The following is a 24,431-nucleotide window of genomic DNA, read 5'->3' as shown; positions in this document are numbered from 1 at the left end:
TCAGGCCAGCGGAAATTCCGTGGACGTTGCGGGCCGGGTGTCGTGGACTTGGGAGGCCCCGCAACCACCCGCCGCCCAGTGCGAGCGACAGGAGACCCGGACCGGGGCCCGACGGGGTCGGTCCGGCCGGTGTCGCGCTCCTCGGTGGCCGACGCCGGCTCAGGAGGCTCGCGTGACCGCCCCGACGGCCGGCGACTTCGACTACGAGACCCACGGCGGCGGCTACGCGCAGCGCCGGCGCACCGACCCGCGCATCGCCGCGTTCGCGCATGCCGCCCTGGGTGACGCGTGCACCGTCGTCAACGTCGGCGCCGGTGCCGGCTCGTACGAGCCCGTCGGCCGGTGCGTCGTCGCGGTCGAGCCGTCGGCCCGGATGCGGGCGCAGCGGCACACCCGCCACGCCCAGGTCGTCGCCGCGGTCGCCGAGGCGCTGCCGTTCGGCGACGGAGCGTTCGCCGCGGCGATGGCGACGAACACGGTCCACCAGTGGGCCGACCTGGAGCGTGGCCTCAGCGAGCTGCGCCGGGTCAGCCGCGGCCCGGTTGTCCTGCTCACCTTCGACGGCGACGCCTTCGACCGGAACTGGCTCGTCGAGTACGTGCCCGAGCTGGTCGCCTACGAGCGCCGTCGGATGCCCTCAATCGGGCGCATCGTCGCGGCCCTCGGCGGTACGACGGTCGTCACGCCCGTGCCGGTGCCGGCCGACTGTTGCGACGGCTTCATCGAGGCCTTTCTGGGCCGGCCCGAATGCTTCCTCGACCCGATGATCCGGCGAGCGCAGTCCCCGTGGGTCTTCGTCGGGCCCGAGATCGTCGCCCGTGGCGTGGCCCAGCTCCGCGCCGACCTGGTGTCCGGCGCCTGGGATCGCCGCCACGCCGCGCTGCGCCTCCAGCACGAGTTCACCGGCGCACTGCGCCTGATCACCGCCTATCCCGGCTAGCCAGGGTCAGTCCAGGCCGCGGCGTCCCGGCGTCCAGAACGGGTGGGTCAGGACGTTGCGGCGCGGCCAGCCGCGCTCCTCGACCAGATGGCGCCGCGCGCTCTGGATCGCTCGGGCCTCGCCGGCCAGGTAGGCGACGCCGGGCTCGGCCGGCAGCGGCAGGTCCGCGAGCGCGGCGGGCAGCCGGGGCGAGTCGGCGGCGGGCTCGCCCGCGCGGTAGACGAAGGTCAGCTCGTCCCGGCGGGCCAGCGGCAGCGCGTCGTCCCTGGTGTCGTGCTCGATCGCGCCGAAGACGGGCGCCGTCGAGGGCAGGGCGCGCAGGATCGCGCCGAAGGCGACCGCCGCCGTGTCATCCCCGGCGAACAGGTGGTAGGGCGCCTCGGGCTGGGCGACCAGGTGGCCCTCCGGGCCCTTGACCAGGACGCCCCGGCCGGCGGTGGCCTCGCGGGCCCACCGGGCACCGGGGGCGTCGCCGCCATGATCGTAGACGGCCAGGTCGAGCCGGCCGTCGGGGGTGTAGTCCCACACCGAGTAGGTGCGCTTGAGATCCCGTGGGCTGCGCAGCCAGGAGCCGGGCGCCGACGGGTCGGCGAGCACGACGCTCACGTGCTGGCCGGGCGTCCAGTCCAGCCCGGCGAGGGCGTCGCCGGTCAGGGTGATCCGGCGGGTCCGGGCGGCCAGCTGCTCGACCGCCGTCACCTCCGCTCGGTGCAGCACCCGCGCCAGCGGGTTGCGCGGCGAGCGGCGGGGCCGCGCCATCGGGGCGGGGGTTGTCGCGTCCATGACTCCTCCGGAGGTACCGAGCAAGCTAGCTAGCTATACGATAGCTAGCGATCGAACCGATCCGTGCGGCGGTTGCCCGAATGCGTGGCCGCCACGCCGCACGGGAACCTCAGGAGGCCGGGATGACTCCCTCCGAACCGACCAGGGCCGTCTACGTCCGGATGCCGGACAAGCTCGCGCAGAAGCTCGACAAGGCCGCCGAACGCTTCGGCGTCAGCAAGCGCGACCTGCTCGCCACCCTCGTCTCCGACCACCTCGACATCGAGGGTGACGAGATCGTCTTTCGCCCGCACGGCCGGGACGGGGCCAGCCAGTCGCACGGCAAGCGTGAGGGAGCGTCCCGGCCGCCCCGCCCGGGTGACCTGTGGCGCAAGCGTCCCAGCGCCGACGAGCCGGACGCCGACGACGCTGAGCCGAAGGTGCGGATGAGCAAGGCCACGGGGCCCGAGCCGCCCGCACCCGCGGCGCCAGTGAGCGAGGTGCTGACCCTTGAGGAGGCCGCGGAGCTGCTGCGCGTCCCGGTGGACGACGTACGGGCACTGGTCGAGTCCGGCGAGCTTCCCGCTCGTCACATCGGGGCGACCTGGCGCCTCACCCGCACCGCGGTTCTCGCCTGGCTGGCCGGCCCCGGCCCGGCCCCCACCGCCTGACCCGGCGGCCGGCCCCTGGCTCAGCCCAGCAGGATCGCGACGAGTCCGGCGAGACACAGGGCGGTAGTCAGGGCCGCGGTGACGGCCAGGGTGCGGTGGTCCGCGGGGGAGCGCCCGAGGCGGGCGACAGCCACGGTCGAGCGGTAGCGCACCTGGGCCCGGCCGACGAGCAGGGCGGTGACGACCAGCGCGACCAGCCCGGGGACGACGAGCGCCGTCCGGCCGTCCAGGGCGGCGTGCACCAGCAGGGCGCCGTTGGCGGCGAACCCGAGGCCGGTGCGCTGCCAGGCCAGATAGGTGCGCTCGCTCTGCATCCCGGGGTCGAGGGCCTCGGCCGGGTGCCGCGCGGCGTCGGTCACCGGCGGCCCTGGGCCACGTCGACCAAAATGAACACCAGAGCGCTGATCATGACCGCGGCGATCCCCAGGCCGACCAGGCGGGGGAGCAGGGACGGGGGCAGCGGCCCGCCTTCGCGGATCGCGCGCTCGCGCCGCTCCCAGCGGGCGTAGCTGGTCGCGGCGATCAGGGTCGCCAGCAGGATCAGCGCGATCCCAAGCACGTGACGGCCCAGCCGATCGAGAAGCTCGGCACGATCTGCACGACCGCGATCCCGCCGGCCAGCAGGGCCAGCGCGGTGCGGATCCAGGCCAGAAAGGTGCGCTCGTTGGCCAGGCTGAACCGGTAGTCCGGGTCCGTGCCGACGGTGTGTACGGGCGGCTTGCCGCCGCCGGTCCGCCCGGCGGGCCGCCGCAACCAGTCCACGGCGCCAACCTAGCCGGGCCGCTTCGGGCCGGCCTTGGCGAACTTTCCAGGTCGGCCAGGTGGGATTTCGGGCCTTCTTACGCCAGGTTCCGGCCGTTCAGGACGGTGCTCCGGGCTCGGCGCGGCTACAGCCAGGCCGGGTCGGTGTCGAGCGTCGTGCGGTCGAGGCTCGCGAGCAGGTCGAGCTGGGGCGCGGTCCTCGGCAGCTCGTAGCGGTAGAAGTAGCGGGCGGCCACGCGCTTGCCGTCGTAGAACGGCCCGTCCTTGCCTGCGGCGGCGAGGCGCCTGCTCCAGCCACAGCCAGGCGATCACGGCGTGGCCGACCGCCTCAGGTAGACGCTCGCGTTCGCCAGCGTGACGCAGCCGTAGCCGCCGTGAATCTGGATCGCACGTCCGCGTGCTCCTGATCGGGATCTGCGGGGCGCGGGCATCCTTGCCGGCCGGCTGGCGGCCCTGCGGGCGCTCCTTGGCGTACTTCAGCGACTTCAGGTAGCCGGTGTAGCCGAGCGCCGTCGCGCCCGCGCCGACCTTGAACCGGGCCTCGTTCATCATGCGGAACATGTAGGAGAGGCCCTGGTGCGGCTGGCCGACCAGGTAGCCGACCGCGCCGGGCTCGCCGCCCTGGGGGTGTACCGGCCCTCACCGAAGTTCAGCAGCGTGTTGGTGGTGCCGCGCGTCGACGGCCGCCGCGATTTCGGGGATCAGGTGCACGCGCTCGCCGTCGAAGGTCGGCTCGTTCAGGTCCGAGCGACGCAGGTGCGGGTAGAAGTGTTCGGTCGCGCCCTCCTCGGCGAGGTCGAGGAGGGCGTCGAACGTCTCCCGGTCGTGCTCGGCGAACCGTTCCCGCGCCGTCAGCGCCGTCAGCGCCGTCACGTCGAGCCACTCGTACAGCAGGAAGTCCAGGTCCCGCCGGGAGAAGATCACGGACTCGGCACTGCCACCTGGCGGCATGGACAACCCCTCGCGGCTCTCGGAACGGCCCGGACGGCCCGCCCGGCGACCGGCCGTAGCTGTCGCTCGGGGCCCGATTTCATCCAGTATCCGACGGTCGGCCGGCCATGGCGATGAGTCTGCGGGGGTGCGGCGGTCTGGAGTCGTGAGTGCGGCGCCGTACGGTTCTGTGGCGCCCGGTTGGTAGGCGGCTCGATCGGTCCGGGAGGTCGGATGACGGCGACGGCACTGCTCATGATTGGTACCCGCAAGGGCCTGTGGCTGGCCCGCAGCCAGGACGGGCGCGCGAGCTGGGAGGTCACCGGGCCGCGGTTCTCGATGACCGAGGTGTACTCGGTCGCCATCGACACCCGCCACCAGGTGCCGCGGCTGCTGGCCGGGGTCTCGAGCGAGTGGTTCGGTCCCAACGTGATGATCAGCGATGACCTCGGGGAGAGCTGGGAGGAGGCGGCCACGGCCCCCGTCGCGTTTCCGCCCGGTACAGACGCCTCGCTGCGGCGTGTCTGGCAGATCACCCCTGGGCCGCGCGCGGAGCCCGGTCTGGTCTTCGCCGGCACCGAGCCGTCCGCGTTGTTCCGGTCCACCGACGGCGGCCGCAGCTTCGAGCTGGTCCGTGCCCTGTGGGACCACCCGCACCGGCCGGACTGGCAGCCCGGCTTCGGCGGCCAGGCGATTCACACGGTCGTGCCGCACCCGGCCGACCCGAGGCGCATCACCGTCGCGATGTCGGGCGGTGGGGTCTACCGGACGGCGGACGGCGGGGCGAGCTGGTCCGCGGCCAACGTCGGCATCCGGGCACCCTTCCTGCCCGAGGGCATGCAGTACCCCGAGTTCGGGCAGTGCGTCCACAAGGTCACGCCCTGTCCGGTGCGGCCGGAGCGGCTCTACGCGCAGAACCATCACGGCGTCTACCGCAGCGACGACGGCGCCGACACCTGGGTCTCGATCGCGGCCGGCCTGCCGAGCGACTTCGGGTTCGCGATGGTCGCGCATCCGCGCCGCGAGGGTGTGCTGTACAACTTCCCGCTGCAGGCGGACGCGGAGCGGTTTCCTCCGGCCGGGCGCTGCGCGGTATACCGCGCCACGGACGCGGGCGCCCGTTGGGAGGCCTGCACCGAAGGCCTGCCCGACGACGGCTTCTGGACCGCCGTGCTACGCGACGCGATGTGCGTCGACGACGCCGACCGGACCGGCGTGTACTTCGGGTCCCGCACCGGCGAGGTGTACGCCAGCCGGGATGAGGGCGACAGCTGGAGCCGCGTCGCCGCCCACCTGCCCGACGTCACCTGCCTCCGCGTCGCCGTCCTCTAGAGAGCGGGGCGACGGATGTGGGTCACGTTGGTCCTGCCGGGCGCGCTGCGCACGCACGCCGGTGGCGTCGGCCGCCTGGACCTGGAGCTGAGGCCGGGCGCGACGCTCGGGATGGCACTCGACCTGCTGACCGAGCGGCACCCCGCGCTCGAACGGCGGCTACGCGACGAGCGGGGCGCGTTGCGCCGCTACGTCAACCTCTTCGTCGACGGTGAGGAGTGCCGCCGCCTCGCCGGCGCCGACACCCCGCTGCACGCCGGCGTGGAGATCCAAGTGATCCCGTCCATCGCCGGGGGGTAGGCCACGTCGGCCGGTCCCGCCGAGGCCCTCACCTCAGACCAGGACCGCGCCGATGCGGCGGCGGGTCTCGGCCTCGCCGAGGGCCTGGGTGACGAGGTGGAACGCGGGGCTGCGGTTCGAGCCGGTCAGCAGGACGCGGAAGACCTGCGCGGCCTCCTTCGTCGAGCCGACGAAGGCGTCCTTGTCGGCCTTGTACTCCTTGGGGCTCGCGGCGAACCGGTTCGCCACGGCGGCCGCGCGGATCTGGTCGAACCAGGCGTCGCCGTCGTCGACGGGCTGGTAGTCGCGCAGGAAGTGCTCGCACAGCGCGCGGACCACGTCCGCCGGCAGGCCGCCGAGCCGTGGGTCGGCCGGGTCGGTGACCGGCTCGAACAGCGCCGCGAAGAAGTAGCCATAGACGGAACGGAAGTCCGACCACTTGCGCAGGTCCTTGCGCGGGTTCGCCACCCCGGTCCGCTCGATGTCCAGCGCACGCAGCGCGACCAGCGGCTCGGCGCGGACCGCGGCCGCGAGCTCCGTGTCGTGGACGTCGGCCCAGGCGAGCACGTCGTCCACGATCGTCTGGCCGGCGAGGGCCGCGATGTGGTCGGCCGCGATGTCCTCCAGCTTGACCAGGTCGACCAGTGCGCCCGAGACCCCGGCCTCCGACAGGCGCAGCGGCTCGGCGAGCGCCTGGTCCATCGGCAGGTCGGCCAGCCGGCCGTTGATCAGCCCGCGCAGGTAGTAGAGGACGGCGTCCGCCGGGTAGCCTGCGGCGATGTAGTACTCGACGGAGGCCTCCGGGTCCTTGCGCTTGGAGAGCTTCCGCTTGCCTGAGCCGTCCTGCTTCAGCAGCGGCGCGATATGCGCGTACGGGATCCGCTCGAAGCCGCACGCGTCGAACAGCTGCAGGTGCAGGGGCACCGACGACAGCCACTCGTCGCCGCGGACGACGTGGGTGACCCGCATCAGGTGGTCGTCGACGGCGTGCGCGAAGTGGTAGGTCGGCAGCCGCAGCGGGCTGTCCGAGGCCTTCAGCAGGACGACGTCGTTGCGGTTCGCGTCCGCGGTGATCTCGCCGCGGATCAGGTCGGTGTACGTGACCCGGTCGAAGCCGCCGGGGGAGCGGAACCGGACGACGTAGGGCCGGCCCGCCGCGAGTGCCTCGCGGACCTGCTCGTCGGGCGCCTCCCGCCACAGCGCCCACCGGCCGTAGTAGCCGGTCGGCACCTTCGCGGCGCGCTGCTGCTCGGCGGACGCCGCCAGCTCGTCCTTGGTCGCGAAGCACAGGTAGGCCCGGCCGGCACGCAGCAGCTCGCGGGCGTACGAGAGGTAGATCTCGGCCCGCTCCGACTGGGTGTAAGGGCCGTAGGCACCGTTGTCGGGTGTCTCGTCGGCATGCACCCCGAAGTAGGTGAAGGCCGCGTCGAACTGGAGGAGCGCGCCCTCGACGGTCCTGGCCTGGTCGGTGTCCTCGACCCGGATGAAGTAGACGCCGCCCGAGTTCCGGGCCAGGTCCTTGTCGAGCATCGCCACGTAGACGCCGCCGAGGTGGGCGGCGCCGGTCGGGCTCGGCGAGAACCGGGTGACCATCGCGCCGGCAGGCAGGTCCCTGGGCGGGTAGCGCAGCTCCCAGTGCTCCGGGCCGGGCAGATCGCCGTCCGTCTGATCGGCCGAGGCCGGTCCGGCGGGGACCCTGGGAAACAGGGCGTCGATCTCGTCCCGCTCAAGCATGACGGGTCCTTCCAAGGGCCGGTTGTCGTCCGGGCGCGTTCGGGATCGCTCTCGTCCGAACCCGCCGGGTTCCCGTCGAGCGGCCTACCGGCCCGCGTCGGCGCTGAACGTTCGGATGGGTGGGGTTCGGCGGATCAGTCCTGGCCACCGTGGACCCGTGTCGATGTTAGTACGCGTCGCCACGACGTCGGCGGCCCGCGCGGCGCCGGCCGCGTCCGTCTGTGCGGCCGGGCGGGGAGGCGAGCCGCCGACGTCGCGGCCGACCGGGGCTCTCGCTGCCGCACAGCACTTTTGGAGGCTCGTCGGTGCTCCCTTCTGGCCGGTCGCGGGCGCGTGGGCGTCCGTATCCGACCGATCGGTCCAGCTCTGCCGGGGACCCTCGTAAACTGCCCCTTTGTGACCTCGCCGCGCCGGACAATCGGGCCGGACCACCATGGGCCGGACCACCATGGGCCGGACCACCATCCGGCGCATCCGCTGGTACCGCCCCAGCGGCCGGCACTGCGCGCGCTCCCGACGCACCCCGAGGTCGACCTGCCGCGCACGCAGGAAGGCCCGCAGCCGCAGCGGCTGCTGACCACGCTGCTCGGCGACTACTGGCACGGCCGGCGCGAGCATCTGCCGTCCGGCGCACTCGTCGCGCTGCTCGGCGACTTCGGCGTGACCACGGTCGGCGGCCGCGCCGCGCTGTCCAGGCTGGCCCGGCGCGGCGTCCTCGAGTCCTCCAAGGTCGGCCGCCACACCTACTACGGCCTGACCGCCGCCGCGTCCGGGGTCGTCCTGGAGAACGTCCACCGGCTGCGGTCCTTCGGCGAGCGGCACGAGCCCTGGGACGGCCGGTGGACCGTCGCGGCGTTCTCGCTGCCCGAGGACCTGCGCGACGTCCGGCACACCGTGCGCAGCCGGCTGCGCTGGCTCGGGTTCGCCCCCCTCTACGACGGCATGTGGGTCAGCCCCCGACCGGTCGCGGAGCCCGCCCGCCGGGTGTTCGCCGAGCTGGGAGTGCTGGCGTCCACGGTGCTGACCACGACCGTCGACGCCCGCCGCAGCGACCCGCACCCGCCGATGGCCGCCTGGGACCTCACCGAGCTGCGCGGCCAGTACGAGGAGTTCGTCGCGGCCACCACGCCGCTGCGGGAGCAGCTGCGGGGCTGCGGGGTCACCGGCGCGCAGGCGCTCGTCGCCAGGACCGCGCTGCTCAACGCCTGGTGGCGGTTCCCCAGCCTCGACCCGGACCTCCCGCTCGACCTGCTGCCCGAGCGCTGGCCGCGCCGCGCCGCACGTGACCTGTTCGCCGAGACCTACGACGCCCTCGGCCCGCTCGCGGCCGGGCGGTTTCGTGCCGTCGTCGGCGAGTCATCGCCCGAGCTGGCCGCTCTGGTCGGCTACCAGCGTTCCGAGGGCCCCGCCAGCGGCACGGCCAACCGGCGCTAGGCGAGCGGGCCGGCGGCTGCCACCACCGTCCGGTGACCGTCGCCGTACGGTTGGCGGGTGAGCCTGTTCGACACGGTTGCTCCCGGCCCCGACGCCTCGCCGCCCCCTGCTGAGCCGGCCGGGCCGCTCGCGCCGACAGGCCCGCTCGCCGACCGGCTGCGGCCGCGGGGCCTCGACGAGCTCGTCGGCCAGCGCCACCTGCTCGGCCAGGGCAGCCCGCTGCGCCGCCTCGTCGAGGGCGGCGGGACCACCTCCGTCGTGCTGTGGGGACCGCCGGGCACCGGGAAGACCACGCTCGCGCACATCGTGTCGCAGGCGACCGGGCGGCGGTTCCGTGAGCTCTCGGCGGTCACGGCCGGCGTGAAGGACGTCCGGGCGGTGATCGACGAGGCGCGCGAGGCACTGTCGAGCAGCCGGCCGAACCAGTCGCGCCGGGCCGTCCGCGATCCCGGCCTGTTCGGGGAGGCGGCCCAGCCAGCCGATGGGGAGGCTCCCGCCGACCTGCGGACCGTCCTGTTCATCGACGAGGTGCACCGGTTCACCCGGACCCAGCAGGACGCGTTGCTGCCGGCGGTCGAGCGGGGCTGGATCACGCTGGTCGCCGCGACGACGGAGAACCCGTCGTTCTCGGTCGTGGCCCCGCTGCTGTCGCGCTCGCTGCTGTTCACGCTCACGCCGCTGACCGACGGCGACATCCGCGCCCTGGTCCGCCGGGCCCTGGCCGACCCGCGTGGGTACGGGGGCCGGGTGCGGATCGCGGACGACGCCCTGGAGCACCTGGTCCGTCTCGCCGGTGGCGACGCCCGCCGGGCGCTCACGGCGCTGGAGGCGAGCGCCGAGGCGGCGCTCGCCGTGGCGCCGACCGCGGCGAAGCCCACCCCACCGGCGGCCGAGCCGGCGGCGAGCGACTTCGCGCAGCCAGGTCCCACCACGGCCGGCCTGGCGGCCGGGGATGTGGCGGTGGAAGGCGCGGCGCGGGACGCACAACCGGCGGCGGTGGACCTCGCGCTGCTGGAACAGTCGGTCAACCGCGCCGCCGTCCGCTACGACCGGGACGGCGACCAGCACTACGACGTCGTCAGCGCCTTCATCAAGTCGATGCGCGGCGGCGATGCCGACGCCGCGCTGCACTACCTGGCCCGGATGATCGAGGCGGGGGAGGACCCGCGCTTCATCGCCCGCCGCATGATCATCCTGGCCAGCGAGGACATCGGCATGGCCGACCCGGGCGCCCTCGGGGTCGCCGTCTCCGCCGCGCAGGCGCTGGAGCTGGTCGGCCTGCCTGAGGCGAGGCTTGCCCTCGCCCAGGCTGTGATTCACCTCGCGCTGGCACCGAAGTCCAACGCGGTGATCCGGGCGATGGACGCCGCCGCCGCGGACGTGCGCGCCGGGAAGGCCGGGCCGGTGCCGGGGCACCTGCGCGACGCGCACTACCAGGGCGCCCGCAGGCTCGGCCACGGCGACGGCTACTGCTACCCACACGACTATCCCGAGGGCGTGGCCCGCCAGCAGTACCCGCCGGACGAGCTGGTCGGCGTCGACTACTACCGTCCGGGCGACCTCGGCTTCGAGCGCCGGGCCGCCGCCCGGGCGGCCGAGCTGCGCGCGGTGCTGCGGGCCCCGACGCCCGCTGACGCCCCGGGTGGGCCCCTTGACGGGGCTCGCGCGGACGGGTCCTGACACGACCTGGTCTGCGGGCCATGCCGTGCTGAGGCCCGTCCGGTCGGTAAGGTCCTCTCACGACCGGTGTTCGCGGTCCGGGCCGACCCCGGCGGTGACCACCGGCCGGCACAGCACTGGCCGGCACAGCACTGGCCGGCACAGCACTGGCCGGTAAGGCACTGGCCGGCCAGGTACCGGCCGACCCCGCATTGGAGGCGCGTGACGATGTCCGCTGGCGCGATGGCCGGCCTGATCGCGTCGGGTGCCTTCGCGGTGCTCGTCCTCTTCGGCTGCTACGCCCTCTACAAGCTGGGCAAGATCTTCGACGAGACCGCCGCCCGGGTCCGCCAGACCGGCATCGCCATCGACGAGGGCACCGCGCGGGTCCGCCAGGCCGGCGCGACCGTCGACGAGGTCAACGTCGCGCTCGCGCACGTGAACAAGGAGCTGGACCGGATCGACGCGATCACGGAGAACGTCCAGACGATCACCACCAACGTGTCGTCGATGTCGTCGCTGTTCGCGGCGACCATCGGCGGGCCGATCGTGCGGGTCGCGGCCTTCTCCTATGGCGTCCGCCAGGCGGCCTCGAAGCGGGCCCGCGCCGAGGTCAGCTCCCGGGTGGAGGCCGAGATGAAGGCGGAGAAGACGTCGGCCAGGCGGGCCCGGCGCGCGACGGCGCCGGCGCAGCCGACCGGCACCGACGTCGACGAGCCGGTCCGGGGCCGCTAGATGCCGCGCCGGCTGTTCTACGTCACCTTCGGCGCGGTCGCCGGGGTCCTGGCCGTCCGCCAGGCGGCCAAGGCGGTGTCGGCGCTCGCGCCGGGCAGCGTCGTCGGCTCGCTGGCCGCGTCGGTCCAGGAGTTCGTGGCCGACGTCCGCGAGTTCATGGCCGAGCGGGAGGACGAGATCCGCGAGGCGCTCGGCCTGTACGAGGCCGACGAGGACCCGGCGACGCCAGGGCTTCCCGCTGCCGACCCGGAGGACACGGTCCGCCTGGAGCGGCTGCGCCAGCGCTAGCCCGAAACTCCTTGGAGCCGCCGCGGTCCGCGGCGGTACGGTTGCGGTGGCCGGCCGGGCGCGCTGCGCGCGGAACCTCACGTACTAGGTTGGACGGCGTCACCCCGCCGGCCCCGCCTGTCCGGTCGGTCGCCGGCATTGCCCGCCGCAACCTGGCTGCCCCACCGCAACCTGGCTGCCCCACCGCAACCTGGCTGCCCCGCCGCAACCCTGCCTGCCCGCTGCAACCTCGACTCTGGACGACGTGAGAAACCGATGGAAACGGCTGAGATCCGCCGGCGCTTTCTGAACCATTTCGAGCAGCGCGGCCACCTTGTTGTCCCGAGCGCGTCGTTGATCGCTGAGGATCCGACGCTGCTGCTGGTCAACGCGGGCATGGTGCCCTTCAAGCCCTACTTCCTCGGTGACCTGACTCCGCCCGCGCCACGGGCGACCAGCGTGCAGAAGTGCGTCCGGACCGTCGACATCGACAACGTCGGCCAGACCGCCCGGCACGCGTCGTTCTTCCAGATGTGCGGCAACTTCTCCTTCGGTGACTACTTCAAGGCCGAGGTCATCCCCTGGGCCTTCGAGCTGCTGACCGAGGGCTACGGCTTCAAGCCCGACGACCTGTGGGCGACGGTCTACCTCGACGACGACGAGGCCGAGGAGATCTGGAAGGGCCTGCTGCCCGCGGAGCGCATCCAGCGCCGCGGCAAGGAGGACAACTACTGGTCGATGGGCGTGCCCGGCCCGTGCGGGCCCTGCTCGGAGATCTACTTCGACCGCGGCCCGGCGTACGGCCGCGACGGCGGGCCCGAGGCGGACGAGAATCGTTACCTCGAGGTCTGGAACCTCGTCTTCATGCAGTTCGAGCGGGGCGAGGGCGCGGGCTACGAGTTCCCGATCCTCGGCGACCTGCCCGCGAAGAGCATCGACACCGGCATGGGCCTGGAGCGGATGGCGACTCTGCTGCAGGGCGTCGAGAACCTCTACGAGATCGACATCTCCCGCCCGGTGCTCGACCGCGCCGGCGAGCTGACCGGCAAGAGCTACGGCGCCCAGCACGGTGACGACGTCCGGCTGCGCGTGATCGCCGACCACACCCGCACCGCCGCGATGCTCATCGCCGACGGCGTCGTGCCCTCGAACGAGGGCCGCGGCTACGTGCTGCGCCGGATGCTGCGCCGCGCGGTCCGCAACGTCCGGCTGCTCGGCGGCCGCGAGCCGGTGATGGAGAACCTGTTCGGGGTCGTCCAGTCGGCGATGGGCCCGATCTACCCCGAGCTCGTCGACCGGGCGGCTGCGATCACGTCCGTCGCGGTCGGCGAGGAGCTGGCGTTCCTGGAGACGCTGCGCACCGGCACCACGATCTTCGATGTCGCGGTCGGTAAGGCGAAGTCCGCCGGCGCGGCCCAGCTGGCCGGCGAGGAGGCCTTCCAGCTGCACGACACCTACGGCTTCCCGATCGACCTGACCCTGGAGATGGCGGCCGAGCAGGGCCTGACCGTCGACGAGGCGGGCTTCCGCCGGCTGATGGACCGCCAGCGTGAGCTGGCCAAGGCCGACCGCGCCGCGCGCCGGATCGGCAACGTCGACCTGTCGGTGTTCCGCCCGATCCTGGCCCGCTCCGGCCCGACCAGCTTCACCGGCTACACCGAGCTGACCCGCACCGCGACCGTCGTCGGGCTGGTCTCGGCCGTCACGGGGCTGGGCGTGCCGGCGGCCGGGCAGGGCGAGGACGTCGGCGTCGTCATCGACACCACGCCGTTCTACGCCGAGTCCGGCGGCCAGGAGGCCGACCTGGGCCGGATCGTCTTCGACGGCGGCGAGGTCGAGATCATCGACGTGCAGAAGCCGATCCCGGACCTGGTGCTGCACCGCGGCAAGGTGGTGCGCGGCGAGATCCGGCTCGGCGCCGAGGTCGAGGTCACCGTCGACGCGGACCGCCGGCGCGCGGTCTCCCGCTCGCACACCGCGACCCACCTGGTCCACTCGGCGTTCCGCCGGGCGCTCGGCGAGTCCGCCACCCAGGCCGGCTCGCTGAACTCGCCGGGCCGGCTGCGCTTCGACTTCCACGCGCTCGGCGCGATCCCGGCGGCGGTGCTCGCCGACGTCGAGGACGAGGTCAACGAGGTCGCCCTGCGGGACCTCGACGTCACCGCCTTCGTGACCACGCAGGACGAGGCCCGTCGGATCGGCGCGATGGCGCTGTTCGGCGAGAAGTACGGCGAGCGGGTCCGCGTCGTCGACGTCGGCGACTACTCGCGTGAGCTGTGCGGCGGCACGCACGTCGCCCGCTCGGCGCAGCTCGGCGCCGTCAAGCTGCTCTCGGAGTCGTCGATCTCGGCCGGCACCCGGCGCGTCGAGGGCCTCGTCGGGCTGGACGCGTTCCGCTACCTGGCTCGTGAGCACCTGCTGGTCTCGCAGCTGTCCGGGCTGCTCAAGGTCCGCGCCGACGAGCTGCCCGACCGGGTCTCCGACGTCGTCACCCGGCTGCGCGACGCCGAGCGGGAGCTGGAGCGGCTGCGGGCCGAGGCGGTCCTCGCCGGCGCCGCTGGCCTGGCGAGCAGCGCCGTCGACGTGGGCGGTGTCGCGCTGGTGGCCGCGGAGGCGCCGAACGGCACGTCCGCCGACGACCTGCGCAAGCTCGCGCTCGACGTCCGCGGCCGGCTCACCGACCGCCCGGCGGTCGTCGCCGCCGCCAGTGCGGATGGCGATCGGGCCTTCCTCGTCGTGGTCACCACGGAGGGTGCGCGCGCGCGTGGCCTGAAGGCCGGCGACCTGGTGAAGGTCGCGACCGCTGAGCTCGGCGGCCGCGGTGGGGGCAAGCCGGACGTCGCGCAGGGCGGTGGCGGCGAGATCGCCGGCGTCGGCCGGGCGCTGGCCAAGGTCCGCGAGCTGGTCGCCGCGTCGACCGGCTCCTAGCAGTGCCGGGGCGAGACGTGGCGGCAGACGAGTCCGGCGAACCGTCGGAACCGGGCCCGGGCGGTGTGTCCGGGCCCGCGGCGGCCCGGCGGCGCAAGCCGCGCCACCGGGCCGCCCGGCGGCCGCTGCCGGCGGGCGTGTGGCTCGGGGTCGACGTCGGCACGGTCCGGGTCGGGGTGTCGGTGAGTGACCCGGATGGGGTTCTCGCGCTACCGATAGGTACGCTTCGTCGCGACGTGTCAGACAGCGGCGATCTCGCGCAGCTGGCCGAGCTCGTACACGAACGGCGGGCGGTAGCGGTGGTGGTCGGTCTGCCCATGACCCTCTCCGGTGAGGAAGGCCCGGCGGCCCAGCGGATCCGCCAATACGCACAGTTGCTGTCCGCCCGCGTCGCCCCGGTTCCGGTCCGTCTCATCGACGAGCGGCTGACGACGGCGGCCGCGCATCGCAGAATGGCCGAGCGAGGGCTGAGCTCACGAGCCCGCCGCGGTCTCGTCGACCAGGAGGCAGCCGTGCAGATCCTGCAACACGCGCTGGACGTGCGGCGCGCCGCGCCGGGCGCGCCCGCCGCCGGCGGCTCGACGGAAGATCGGTGAGCGAGCACTGGGACCTCGACAACGGTGTCGGGGGCACGGCCGGATACGGGAACGACCCGTGGGCCGCGCACCGCACGGGCGCACGCCCGGTAGACCCGTTCGCGGTCGGTTCGCCTGACGACGGGGCCGACATCTCCGTCGGCGGTGGCCCGGTTCCGGGCGGATCCCCCGGTGGCCCGACTGGCGCCTACCCGGCGGCCGGCGGCGGGTACGGCGCCGACGCGTTCACCGTCGGTGACCAGAGCTATGCCGCCAGCGGCTACCCCCCGGCCGCGTCGCCCACGGCCGGCTCGGGGCCGGGCTACCGTGACACCACGGCTGCCTTCTTCGGCGCGGGAACCGGGGCCTGGCCCAGCGACCAGGCGCCCGAGGCACCCAGCGGGTATGACATCCCCGGTCCGGCGGTCGGGGCACCCTATGTCGGCGGCCCCTACCTCGGTGACGCCGCGGCCAGCGGCGCCGACGGCAGCGCCGTCGCCTACACGGAGACCTCCACCGGGCACCACGCCGCGCTCGGCTACACCGACGGCGGCCCGGGACCGGCGGCGCCCGGCTACGGCGCGTCCCAGGCTGGCTACCAGCAGGCCGGCTACCCGACGGGTTACCTGGAGCCGGTCCAGACCGGTTACCTGGAGCCGGTCGGCCAGACCGGTTACCTGGAGCCGGTGCCCCAGACGGGGTATCAGGAGGCCGTGCACCCCACCGGCTATCAGGACGCGGCCCAGCAGACCGGCTACCAGCAGGGCGTCGGCTACCCGGAGGCCTTCGGGCAGCAGACGCAGGCCGGCGCCTACGACTATCAGACCGGTCGTCCGCAGACCGGGGTCAACCCGTCGACCGGCACGTTCTCGACCGGCGGCTACCAGCAGGCGGTTCCCGCCGTCGAACAGAGCGGGTACCAGCCGGCGGTCGAGCAGAGTGGCTACCAGCAGGTGGTGCCGGCCATCGAGCAGACCGGCGGCTACGGGCAGGCCGCTGCGCTCGACCAGCAGGCCGGTTACCAGGCCGGCTACTCGTCCGGGGCGCCGGCCGTGACTGGCGGTCACGCCGTAATGGGTGGCTACGCCACCGAGCAGTACCTCGCCGACCCGTACCCGCGGACCGGCGGCCTCGCCCGGCCCGCGCTTCCGGCGCAGCCGACGGCGCCCGGGCAGGACCCCAGCTACGCGGCCGCCGTCCCGGCCGGCTACCCCGAAGCGAGCTACCCGGCCGCGGTGGACCCGGCCGGTTACGACGCGAGTGGCCAGGCCGGCGCGTTCGGAACGGCCGCCGCGTTCGGAACGGCCGGCAGTGCCACCGGAGTCGAGGCCTACCCGGCCGCGGACTACCCGCAGGGCTCCGGCGGCTACCAGGCCGCGACGGCGCGCTACAGCGACGGGCTCAGGCCGGCTGGCACCGGGCCCCGTCGTCAGGCCGACCCCCCGGGCCCGGCCGCGGTCTCGCCGCCGGCGGCACCGCCGAGCGAGGGCACGCCCCGTCCGGCGCGCCGCGGGCGTCGTCCCACCGACCGGCGCACCGAGGCGCTGAACTTCCGGATCGACCCGCCCGAGGACCTGTACGGGCCGGCCGACGAGGACTACGCCGACGAGCCGCGTGGCCGGTTCGAGCAGGCCCCCGCGGCTGGCCAGCGCCGGAGCAGGGCCGGCGCGCGCAGCCAGAACGGCAGGTTCGCCGGCGAGCAGGACCACCTCGACAGCGGTCTGGACGACCTCGACGACGGTGCGCAGGACCCGCCGAAGGGCGCCGGCCCCCGGTTCGACCGGCCGCGGCGCGACGAGCACAGCGAGCGCGTCCAGCGCCGCCGCCGCGCGGCGCCGAAGCTGGTCGCGATGCTGCTGGTGCTCGCCGTGCTGCTCGGCGGGGGCATCTACGCCGGCGGCAAGATGCTCGGCCGGATGACCGGCTCCAAGGCGATTCCGGACTACCCGGGCCCGGGCTCCGGCAGCGCCGACGTGAAGGTCGCCCAAGGTGCGACCGCGACGGACATCGCCGGGGCGCTGTTCGCGGCCGACGTCGTGAAGAGCAGGCAGTCGTTCATCACGGCGGCGGCCAACGACCCGAACTCGAGGAAGATCCAGCCGGGCACCTACCGGCTGAAGAAGCAGATGACCGCGGTGGGGGCGCTCGCCGCGCTGCTGGACTCAGGCAACTCGATCTACCGGTTCATCCTGGCGCCGGGCAAGACGGCCGACTTCCTGATCACCGAGCTCTCTCAGCGGCTCGGTGTGCCGAAGCAGACCTACCAGGACCTCCTCGACCATCCGGACGGCAAGCTCGACCTGCCGACCTACGCGCACGGGCGCGTCGAGGGCTATCTGCTCCCGTCCACCTACGACCTCGACCCGACGGCGACCCCCGCGCAGACGCTGAACCTGTTCATCGACGCGTTCAAGGCGCAGGCCGCGAAGATCAACCTTGAGGCGGTCGCGCAGCAGGACGGGATGACGCCGGACCAGATCGTCACCGTCGCGTCCATCATCCAGATGGAGGTGCCGCGGATCGACGACGGGCAGAAGGTCGCCCGGGTGATCTACAACCGGCTCAACGACAAGACGGGCAAGTACCAGAAGCTCGACATGGACTCGACGACCCGGTACGCCGTGCAGAAGCCCACCGGGGCGCTCACCCAGAGCGACCTGAACAATCCCAGCCCGTTCAACACCCGACTGCACACCGGCCTGCCGCCGGGCGCCATCGCGAGCCCCGCCCTCTGGGCGCTGACCTCGGCCCTGCACCCGTACACCGGGCCGCAGGGGAGCGACGGGCAGCCGTGGTACTACTTCGTCGCGCTGCCGAAGTCCAACGTCACGATCTACGCCAGCGAGTCGGAATGGCCGGCGGCGCACGCCCGCTTCGTCGCCGAGGGCGGCGTTGGCTGATCCCGTCCCGGCAGGGCCGCCGGGGGCCGGGTCGCGACAGTCCGACCCGGGCAAGGCCCAGCCGGGACGACAGGCGGCGGTGCTCGGATCGCCGATCGGGCATTCGCTGTCCCCGGTGCTGCACCGGGCCGCCTACCAGGCGCTCGGGCTGGACGACTGGTCCTACACGGCGATCGAGACGGACGAGGCGGGGCTGCCGGGCCTGCTGGCCCGGGTCCGGTCACAGCCGGGCTGGGCCGGCCTGTCCCTGACGATGCCGCTCAAGACCGCCGCGGTGCCGCTGGTAGACCGGCTCGACGCGAGTGTCGAGGCGGTCGGCGCACTGAACACGATCGTCGTCGAGCCGGGCGCCTCGCTCACCGGCTGCAACACCGACATCGCCGGGATCCGGTACGCCGTCCGCCAGGTGCTCGGGGTGGCCGCGGTGCCGCCGGTACGTCCGCTGCTGCTCGGCGCGGGCGGGACGGCGCGGGCCGCGGTCGCGGCGCTGGCCGCCGTCGGGGTGCGCCGGGTCGGGGTGGTCGCGCGTCGCGCCGCCGCGGTCGTCCCGCTGACGGCGATCGGTGCGCGGCTCGGGATCGAGGCCGTCGCGCTGCCCTGGGAGACCGTCGCCGGCGGCCTGCCGCGCGGGGTGGACCTCGTCGTGGCCACCACGCCGGCAGGGGTGACCGACCAGCTCGCCGAATGGGCCTGGCCCGCCGGCTGCCCGCTCGTCGAGCTGCTCTACCACCCCTGGCCGACGGCGCTCGCGGTCACCGCCTACCGCGCGGGCGCCCGCGTCGGTGGCGGGATGGTCGTGCTCGCGGCCCAGGCCGCCGAGCAGGTCGCTCTGTTCACCGGCCGGCCGGTGCGGGTCGACGTCCTGCTGGCCGCCGGGACCCGGGCGCTCACCCGTCGCGCGGCGCTCGACGCGCTCTCCCCGGCGAAGAGCTGATCTCCGGCCCGTCCGCCTGAGTTTTTCCCCTCTCTTCGGAGACCCTGGACCCGGTTCGAGGCGACCATGGAAGGGCATCTCCCGACAAGGTCCCCTCACCACAGAAGAGCGCCGGTGAACTCGTACGACGATCTGGATGACGGTGAGCCGGACTACTACGGCCGGCCGCGCCGGCGCGGCGCGCTGACGAGGCTGCTGGTCCTGCTCGTCGTCGTCGCGGCCCTGCTCGGCGGCGGCATCTACGCCGTCGGCACGCTGCTTCCCCGGATCGGCGGTCAGGCCGCCGAGGACTATCCCGGCCCCGGCACGGGCTCGGTCAACGTCAAGGTGGCCTTCGGTGACAGCTCCAGCGATATCGCGGCCTCGCTGCACAAGGCCGGGGTGATCGCCAGTACGGGCGCCTTCCTGTCCATCGCCCGCAGCGACCCGCGGTCGCAGCGGATCCAGCCGGGTTCGTACCACCTGTCCAGGCGGATGAGCGCACACGAGGCGTTCCTCGCGCTGCTCGACCCGGCCAACAACTACCTGCGGTTGACGATCACCGAGGGCGAGACCGTCCAGCAGGTGCTCAGGGAGCTCTCCAGCCGGCTGGGGGTGCCGGTCGCGGCCTACGAGGCCATCGTGCGTAGCCCGGCCGGGAAGCTCGACCTGCCGAGCTACGCGAACGGCCTGGTCGAGGGCTACCTGTTCCCGGACACCTACCAGCTCGACCCGCAGGCGTCCCCGGCGGAGACCCTGCAGATGTTCGTCGGCGAGTTCTCGGACAAGGCGGCCAGCCTCGGCCTGGAGAGCGGGGCGGCCCGGCTCGGCCTCAGCCCGGCCCAGGTCGTCATCGTCGCGTCGATCCTGGAGAAGGAAGTCAAGAACCCGCCCGAGTACCCGATGGCGGCCAGGGTCATCTACAACCGGCTGGCCGACCCGAAGCACTTCCCGACCCTCGGGATGGACTCGACCACGCGGTACGCCGAGAACAACTACGAGGGCCCGCTCACCCAGAGCCAGCTCGCGTCGAACAACCCGTACAACACGCGCGAGATCCAGGGCCTCCCACCAGGGCCGATCTCGAACCCCGGCGAGCTGGCCCTGACCTCGGCGCTGAACCCGAGCCCGGGGTCGTGGAACTACTTCGTCTCGATGCGGAACGGCCAGACGAAGTTCGCGACCACCAAGCAGGAGTTCGAGCAGCTGCTCGCCGAGTACCACGAGGCCGGCGGGACCGCGGGCGGCTGAGCCGGTACGGTACCCGGACAATCCGTGGCAACAGGCGCGTCGGCGTGCCTGACTGCCGTGCTCGCGCAACGGCGACCGGGGGACGGCGCGCATGGACTACCTCGGCCCCGGCCCGGCGGCGGGCGTCGCCGCGGACGACGGCTGGCTGTCCAGCGTCCTCTACGGCAGCTGGTGGGGCCTGGCCATCGCGGCGGTTCTCGCGATGGCCGCGGTCGTGGCCGCGGTTGGGTTCGGGCCCGCGCTGATCGGGGCGTTCGAGCCGTACGACGGTGAGACCGTGCGCAGGCGGGTCCCGGCCCGGCTGACGATCGCGGTCGTGACGACGGTCGCGGTTGTCGTGGTCAGCCAGGCGCTGCGCTGCTCGGACCTCCCGGCGCTGCCCGCCTTCCTGTACCTGACCGATGCCGGCGTCGTGCTGGCCTTCATCGACGCACGGGTCCACCGGCTCCCGGACGCGATCGTCCTGCCGTCCTACCCGGTCTTCGCCGCCCTGCTCGTTCTCGGCGATGTGGTCGACAGGGCCGCCTGGGGGTTCTGGGGCAACGGCGACTGGACCATCGGCGCCCAGCTGGCGGGTGCCGCCGTCGGAGCGGCCATCTCGCTGCTCTTCTTCGGGCTGCTGCACCTGGTCCCGCGCAGTGGCCTCGGCCTCGGCGACGTCAAGCTCGCCGGCCTGCTCGGCGTGGCCCTCGGCTGGACCGACGACTTCTCCCGCGTCCTGCTCGCCGTCATCCTCGGGATCTTCTCCGCCGGTCTGTGGGCACTCTTCCTGCTCGCCACCCGTCGGGCCCGTAGGACGGACGCGATCCCGTACGGTCCGCACCTTCTCCTGGGCGCGCTCCTCGCTCTGCTCGCCGGTGCCGTCGGGAGCTGACGCCCGGCCTGCCGGCGGGTCCGCGTTCATGATCGCCGTCCCCAGGCCGGGAGAGGCGCGGCGCGTGAAAGACTGGGAGCCATGGTGAGGTGGTTGACGGCGGGGGAGTCGCACGGGCCGGCGCTGGTGGCGACCGTGGAGGGCCTGCCGGCGGGGATCCGGGTGACCAGCTCGGACATCGGGGACGACCTGGCGCGCCGCCGGCTCGGCTATGGCCGGGGTGCCCGGATGAGGTTCGAGCGCGACGAGGTGGAGCTGCTCGGCGGGCTGCGCCACGGGGTGAGCCTCGGCGGGCCGGTCAGCATCGTCGTGCGCAACACGGAGTGGCCCAAGTGGCAGAAGGTCATGTCGCCGGACCCGGTCGACCCCGCGGAGCTGGAGGGGCTCGGCCGTAACGCGCCGCTGACCCGCCCGCGGCCCGGCCACGCGGACCTGGCCGGGATGCAGAAGTACGGGTTCGACGACGCCCGGCCGGTACTGGAGCGGGCGAGCGCCCGGGAGACCGCGGCGCGGGTGGCACTCGGCCGGGTGGCGCGGGCGTTCCTCCAGCAGGCCTACGGCGTCGAGATCCTGTCGCACGTGCTGTCGATCGGAGCGGTCGCCGTCCCGGCGGAGGCGCCGCTGCCGGCGGCCGGCACGCTCGCGGCGATCGACGCCGACCCGTGCCGCTGCGCCGACGCGGCGACGTCCGCCCGGATGGTCGCCGAGATCGACGCCGCCCAGAAGGACGCGGACACGCTCGGCGGCGTCGTCGAGGTGCTGGTCTACGGCCTGCCGCCGGGTCTCGGCAGCTACGTCACCGGCGACCGGCGGCTCGACGCGCGCCTCGCCGGCGAGCTGATGGGCATCCAGGCGGTCAAGGGCGTCGAGTTCGGCGACGGGTTCGAGACGGCCCGCCGGCGCGGCTCGGCGGCACACGACGAGATCGAGGTGCTCACGCCCGAGGGCGGCGTGCAGCGGGTCCGGCGGGCGACCGACCGGGCCGGCGGGGTCGAGGGCGGCATGACGAACGGCGAGGTGCTGCGCGTGCGGGCCGCGATGAAGCCGATCTCGACGCTGTCCCGGCCGCTGTCGACCGTGGACGTGGCCACGGGGGAGACCGCGGTCGCGATCGCGCAGCGCTCGGACGTCTGCGCGGTGCCGGCCGCGGCCGTCGTCGCCGAGGCGATGGTCGCGCTGGTGCTGGCCGACGCGGCGTTGGAGAAGTTCGGCGGCGACTCGGTCGAGGAGACCCGCCGCAACTACGAGGCCTACCTGAAGTCACTGACGGTGCTCTCATGACGCCGGCCGTGCCCGCCGGGCCGGTCCGGCCGGTGGCGGTCCTGGTCGGGTCGCCGGGGGCGGGGAAGACCACAGTCGGCGAGCTGCTGGCCCGCCGGCTTGGTGTCACGCTGCGTGACACCGATGCCGACGTCGAGGCCGCGCTCGGGATGAGCGTCTCGGACATCTTCATCGAGAAGGGCGAGGACGCCTTCCGCGCGGCGGAACGCGACGCCGTCGACGCGGCGCTCGCCGAGCATCCGGGGGTGCTAGCGCTGGGCGGCGGCGCGGTGCTCGCCGAGCGGGCCCGGGCGGCGCTCGCCGGGCACACCGTCGTCTACCTGGACGTCGACCTCGCCGACGCGGCCAAGCGGGTCGGCCTGGCCCGGGACCGACCGCTGCTCGTGGAGGCTCCGCGCACCCGGCTGGCCGCCCTGCTGCGCGAGCGCAAGCCGCTCTACCAGCAGGTCGCGACGATCGTGGTCGAGACGGCCGGCCGGACCCCAGCCGAGATCGCCGACGAGGTCGCGGCCAGGCTGGCCGCCGCCGCGGCGCCGGGACCGGCCGCGGCGACGGGGGGTGCCGAATGACCGGGACGCCGGGCATTCCGGGGGAGCTGGTGCGGGTGCCGGTGGCGCCCGCGGGGGACCGGCCGTACGACGTACTGGTCGGCGACGGCCTGCTCGGGCAGCTCGCCGGCATCGTGGCCGGGCGGACCAGGGCGGCCGTGATCCACCCGGTGGCCCTCGCCACGGCCGCCGCGGGGGTGGTCGCCGACCTGCGTGCCGCGGGCGTCGAGACGCACCCGATCGAGGTGCCCGACGGCGAGGCCGCCAAGGAGCTGGCCGTCGCCGGGCGCTGCTGGGACGAACTGGGCCGCCGCGGGCTCACCCGTGACGACGTGGTGATCGGCTTCGGCGGTGGCACGACGACCGACCTGGCCGGCTTCGTCGGGGCCTGCTGGCTGCGCGGAGTCGACGTCGTCCAGGTGCCGACGACCGTGCTCGCGATGGTCGACGCGGCCGTCGGCGGCAAGACCGGGATCGACACTGCCGCCGGCAAGAACCTGGTCGGCGCGTTCCACCAGCCGCTGGCCGTGCTGTGTGACACGGCGCTGCTCGCCACGCTGCCGCCCGTCGAGGTGGCGGCCGGGCTGGCCGAGGTCGTCAAGGCCGGCTTCATCGCCGACCCGGTGATCCTGGACCTGCTGGACGCGGACCCGACCGGCGCCACCGACCTGCCCGAGCTGATCGAGCGGGCCATCCGGGTCAAGGCCGAGGTCGTCTCCGGCGACCCGCGCGAGGCCGGCCGCCGCGAGATCCTCAACTACGGCCACACCCTGGGGCACGCGATCGAGAAGGCCGAGCACTACCGCTGGCGGCACGGCGCGGCGATCTCCGTCGGCATGGTCTACGCCGCCGAGCTGTCCCGGCTCGCCGCCGGCCTGGACGAGGGCGTCGCCGCCCGCCACCGGGAGCTGCTCGTCCGGGTCGGCCTGCCGGTCGGGTACCCGGAGCGGGCCTGGCCCGAGCTGCTCGCCGCGATGCGGGTCGACAAGAAGTCCCGCGGCCGGATGCTGCGCTTCGTCGTCCTGGACGCGCTGGCCGCGCCGCGGCTGCTCGTCGACCCGGACCCGGCCATCGTCCGCGCCGCGTTCGACGCCGTCGCGACCGAGGCCCCGACGGCTGGCGGCGGGGTGACGTGACCGCGATTCTGGTGCTGTCCGGTGTCAACCTGGGCCGGCTCGGCAAGCGTGAGCCGGCGGTCTACGGCCGGACGACCTACCCCGAGCTGGTCGCCGAAGTCGAGAAGACCGCCGCGCAGCTCGGCGTCGCGGTCGACTGCCGGCAGACCGACGACGAGGCCATGATGATCGGCTGGCTGCACGAGGCCGCCGACACCGGCGCGGCCGTCGTCCTCAACCCGGGTGCGTGGACGCACTACTCCTACGCGCTGCGGGACGCGGCCGCCGCGCTCACCGGGCCACTGGTCGAGGTGCACCTCTCCCAGGTCGCGGCCCGGGAGCCGTTCCGGCACGTCAGCGTCATCGGCCCGGTCGCCACCGGCACGATCACCGGGCTCGGCGTCGACGGCTACCTCCTGGCGGTGCGCGCCCTCGCGGCGCGCGGCTCGGAGGCGATCCCGGCGAGCACGATCCAGTAAGTACACTCGTCCGCGACCTCGACGAAGCGGCTCGCACGGGCCCGCACCCGGCCTCCACCAGT

At 74.0% G+C, this 24,431-nt stretch carries 25 protein-coding genes; 18 read left to right on the top strand and 7 right to left on the bottom strand.

Annotated elements, in window-relative coordinates; genetic code table 11:
• The first annotated feature begins 172 nt into the window (after positions 1–172).
• Positions 173–940 (top strand): class I SAM-dependent methyltransferase, encoded by a 768-nt coding sequence (locus tag FRADC12_RS04505; RefSeq protein WP_045875676.1) that lies wholly within the window; start codon positions 173–175, stop codon positions 938–940.
• Between the two features lie 6 nt (positions 941–946).
• Here FRADC12_RS04505 and FRADC12_RS04500 read toward each other — a convergent pair whose 3' ends face one another.
• Positions 947–1,723 carry a siderophore-interacting protein gene (locus tag FRADC12_RS04500; protein ID WP_052710680.1) on the bottom strand — a complete coding sequence of 259 codons (777 nt, stop codon included), beginning with the start codon at positions 1,721–1,723 and terminating at the stop codon, positions 947–949.
• A gap of 122 nt (positions 1,724–1,845) precedes the next feature.
• On the opposite strand from FRADC12_RS04500, the gene FRADC12_RS04495 reads away from it, so the two are divergent.
• The gene (locus FRADC12_RS04495; protein WP_045879081.1) at positions 1,846–2,373 is read left to right on the top strand and encodes a helix-turn-helix domain-containing protein; all 528 of its coding nucleotides are present in this window, start codon (positions 1,846–1,848) and stop codon (positions 2,371–2,373) included.
• A gap of 20 nt (positions 2,374–2,393) precedes the next feature.
• Here the strand turns inward: FRADC12_RS04495 and FRADC12_RS04490 are convergent, their stop codons facing one another.
• The 5 genes from FRADC12_RS04490 to FRADC12_RS34770 all read right to left on the bottom strand — a co-directional run bounded on the left by FRADC12_RS04490 (position 2,394) and on the right by FRADC12_RS34770 (position 4,086).
• A complete protein-coding gene (locus FRADC12_RS04490) occupies positions 2,394–2,732 on the bottom strand; it encodes a DUF202 domain-containing protein (RefSeq protein WP_052710679.1) in 339 nt (112 codons plus the stop codon).
• Entirely contained in the window at positions 2,729–2,932 is a 204-nt protein-coding gene (locus tag FRADC12_RS33995; RefSeq protein ID WP_283215115.1) for a YidH family protein, read from the bottom strand. Before FRADC12_RS33995 ends, FRADC12_RS04490 begins: the two co-directional genes overlap by 4 nt.
• Positions 2,914–3,135: a YidH family protein gene (locus FRADC12_RS33990; protein WP_283215114.1), complete on the bottom strand. Its 222-nt coding sequence runs from the start codon at positions 3,133–3,135 to the stop codon at positions 2,914–2,916. Before FRADC12_RS33990 ends, FRADC12_RS33995 begins: the two co-directional genes overlap by 19 nt.
• Positions 3,136–3,260: 125 nt before the next feature.
• Positions 3,261–3,371, bottom strand: a complete 111-nt coding sequence (locus FRADC12_RS34775; RefSeq protein WP_232303607.1) for an acyl-CoA dehydrogenase C-terminal domain-containing protein — start codon at positions 3,369–3,371, stop codon at positions 3,261–3,263.
• 403 nt (positions 3,372–3,774) lie between these two features.
• Positions 3,775–4,086, bottom strand: coding sequence for an acyl-CoA dehydrogenase N-terminal domain-containing protein (locus FRADC12_RS34770; RefSeq protein WP_232303606.1), 312 nt, complete (start codon positions 4,084–4,086; stop codon positions 3,775–3,777).
• Positions 4,087–4,299: 213 nt separating this feature from the next.
• Here FRADC12_RS34770 and FRADC12_RS04475 point away from each other — a divergent pair, with 213 nt between their 5' ends.
• A complete protein-coding gene (locus FRADC12_RS04475; protein ID WP_045875673.1) occupies positions 4,300–5,397 on the top strand; it encodes a sialidase family protein in 1,098 nt (365 codons plus the stop codon).
• A 15-nt stretch (positions 5,398–5,412) separates the two neighbouring features.
• Positions 5,413–5,697 (top strand): MoaD/ThiS family protein, encoded by a 285-nt coding sequence (locus tag FRADC12_RS04470; RefSeq protein WP_045875672.1) that lies wholly within the window; start codon positions 5,413–5,415, stop codon positions 5,695–5,697.
• Between the two features lie 33 nt (positions 5,698–5,730).
• Here FRADC12_RS04470 and FRADC12_RS04465 read toward each other — a convergent pair whose 3' ends face one another.
• Positions 5,731–7,410, bottom strand: coding sequence for a glutamate--tRNA ligase (locus tag FRADC12_RS04465; RefSeq protein WP_045875671.1), 1,680 nt, complete (start codon positions 7,408–7,410; stop codon positions 5,731–5,733).
• Between the two features lie 396 nt (positions 7,411–7,806).
• On the opposite strand from FRADC12_RS04465, the gene FRADC12_RS04460 reads away from it, so the two are divergent.
• The 14 genes from FRADC12_RS04460 to aroQ all read left to right on the top strand — a co-directional run bounded on the left by FRADC12_RS04460 (position 7,807) and on the right by aroQ (position 24,369).
• A complete protein-coding gene (locus FRADC12_RS04460; protein WP_084010444.1) occupies positions 7,807–8,844 on the top strand; it encodes a PaaX family transcriptional regulator in 1,038 nt (345 codons plus the stop codon).
• A 57-nt stretch (positions 8,845–8,901) separates the two neighbouring features.
• Positions 8,902–10,524, top strand: coding sequence for a replication-associated recombination protein A (locus FRADC12_RS04455; RefSeq protein ID WP_045875670.1), 1,623 nt, complete (start codon positions 8,902–8,904; stop codon positions 10,522–10,524).
• Between the two features lie 207 nt (positions 10,525–10,731).
• The gene (locus FRADC12_RS04450) at positions 10,732–11,238 is read left to right on the top strand and encodes a DUF948 domain-containing protein (RefSeq protein WP_045879078.1); all 507 of its coding nucleotides are present in this window, start codon (positions 10,732–10,734) and stop codon (positions 11,236–11,238) included.
• Positions 11,239–11,526 (top strand): hypothetical protein, encoded by a 288-nt coding sequence (locus tag FRADC12_RS04445; RefSeq protein WP_045875669.1) that lies wholly within the window; start codon positions 11,239–11,241, stop codon positions 11,524–11,526.
• Between the two features lie 255 nt (positions 11,527–11,781).
• Positions 11,782–14,433, top strand: a complete 2,652-nt coding sequence (gene alaS / locus FRADC12_RS04440; protein WP_045875668.1) for an alanine--tRNA ligase — start codon at positions 11,782–11,784, stop codon at positions 14,431–14,433.
• Between the two features lie 17 nt (positions 14,434–14,450).
• Entirely contained in the window at positions 14,451–15,029 is a 579-nt protein-coding gene (ruvX, locus tag FRADC12_RS04435) for a Holliday junction resolvase RuvX (RefSeq protein WP_052710678.1), read from the top strand.
• Positions 15,026–17,908, top strand: a complete 2,883-nt coding sequence (mltG, locus tag FRADC12_RS28070) for an endolytic transglycosylase MltG (RefSeq protein WP_052710677.1) — start codon at positions 15,026–15,028, stop codon at positions 17,906–17,908. Before ruvX ends, mltG (FRADC12_RS28070) begins: the two co-directional genes overlap by 4 nt.
• Positions 17,909–17,987: 79 nt before the next feature.
• A complete protein-coding gene (locus tag FRADC12_RS04425) occupies positions 17,988–18,842 on the top strand; it encodes a shikimate dehydrogenase family protein (protein WP_045875667.1) in 855 nt (284 codons plus the stop codon).
• A gap of 114 nt (positions 18,843–18,956) precedes the next feature.
• The gene (mltG, locus tag FRADC12_RS04420) at positions 18,957–20,072 is read left to right on the top strand and encodes an endolytic transglycosylase MltG (RefSeq protein ID WP_045875666.1); all 1,116 of its coding nucleotides are present in this window, start codon (positions 18,957–18,959) and stop codon (positions 20,070–20,072) included.
• Positions 20,073–20,163: 91 nt separating this feature from the next.
• Positions 20,164–20,946 carry a prepilin peptidase gene (locus tag FRADC12_RS04415; RefSeq protein ID WP_052710676.1) on the top strand — a complete coding sequence of 261 codons (783 nt, stop codon included), beginning with the start codon at positions 20,164–20,166 and terminating at the stop codon, positions 20,944–20,946.
• Between the two features lie 81 nt (positions 20,947–21,027).
• Positions 21,028–22,227: a chorismate synthase gene (aroC, locus tag FRADC12_RS04410; protein WP_045875665.1), complete on the top strand. Its 1,200-nt coding sequence runs from the start codon at positions 21,028–21,030 to the stop codon at positions 22,225–22,227.
• The gene (locus tag FRADC12_RS04405) at positions 22,224–22,796 is read left to right on the top strand and encodes a shikimate kinase (protein WP_045875664.1); all 573 of its coding nucleotides are present in this window, start codon (positions 22,224–22,226) and stop codon (positions 22,794–22,796) included. Before aroC ends, FRADC12_RS04405 begins: the two co-directional genes overlap by 4 nt.
• A complete protein-coding gene (aroB, locus tag FRADC12_RS04400) occupies positions 22,793–23,911 on the top strand; it encodes a 3-dehydroquinate synthase (RefSeq protein ID WP_045875663.1) in 1,119 nt (372 codons plus the stop codon). The genes FRADC12_RS04405 and aroB overlap by 4 nt, the downstream gene beginning before the upstream one ends.
• Positions 23,908–24,369, top strand: coding sequence for a type II 3-dehydroquinate dehydratase (gene aroQ / locus FRADC12_RS04395; protein ID WP_045875662.1), 462 nt, complete (start codon positions 23,908–23,910; stop codon positions 24,367–24,369). Before aroB ends, aroQ begins: the two co-directional genes overlap by 4 nt.
• Positions 24,370–24,431: the final 62 nt, after the last annotated feature.

The sequence above is a fragment of the Pseudofrankia sp. DC12 genome (genome assembly GCF_000966285.1).
Lineage (GTDB): Bacteria > Actinomycetota > Actinomycetes > Frankiales > Frankiaceae > Pseudofrankia.
The sequence above is the reverse complement of the archived record's forward strand: the minus strand, read 5'-3'. Positions and strand labels throughout refer to the sequence as shown.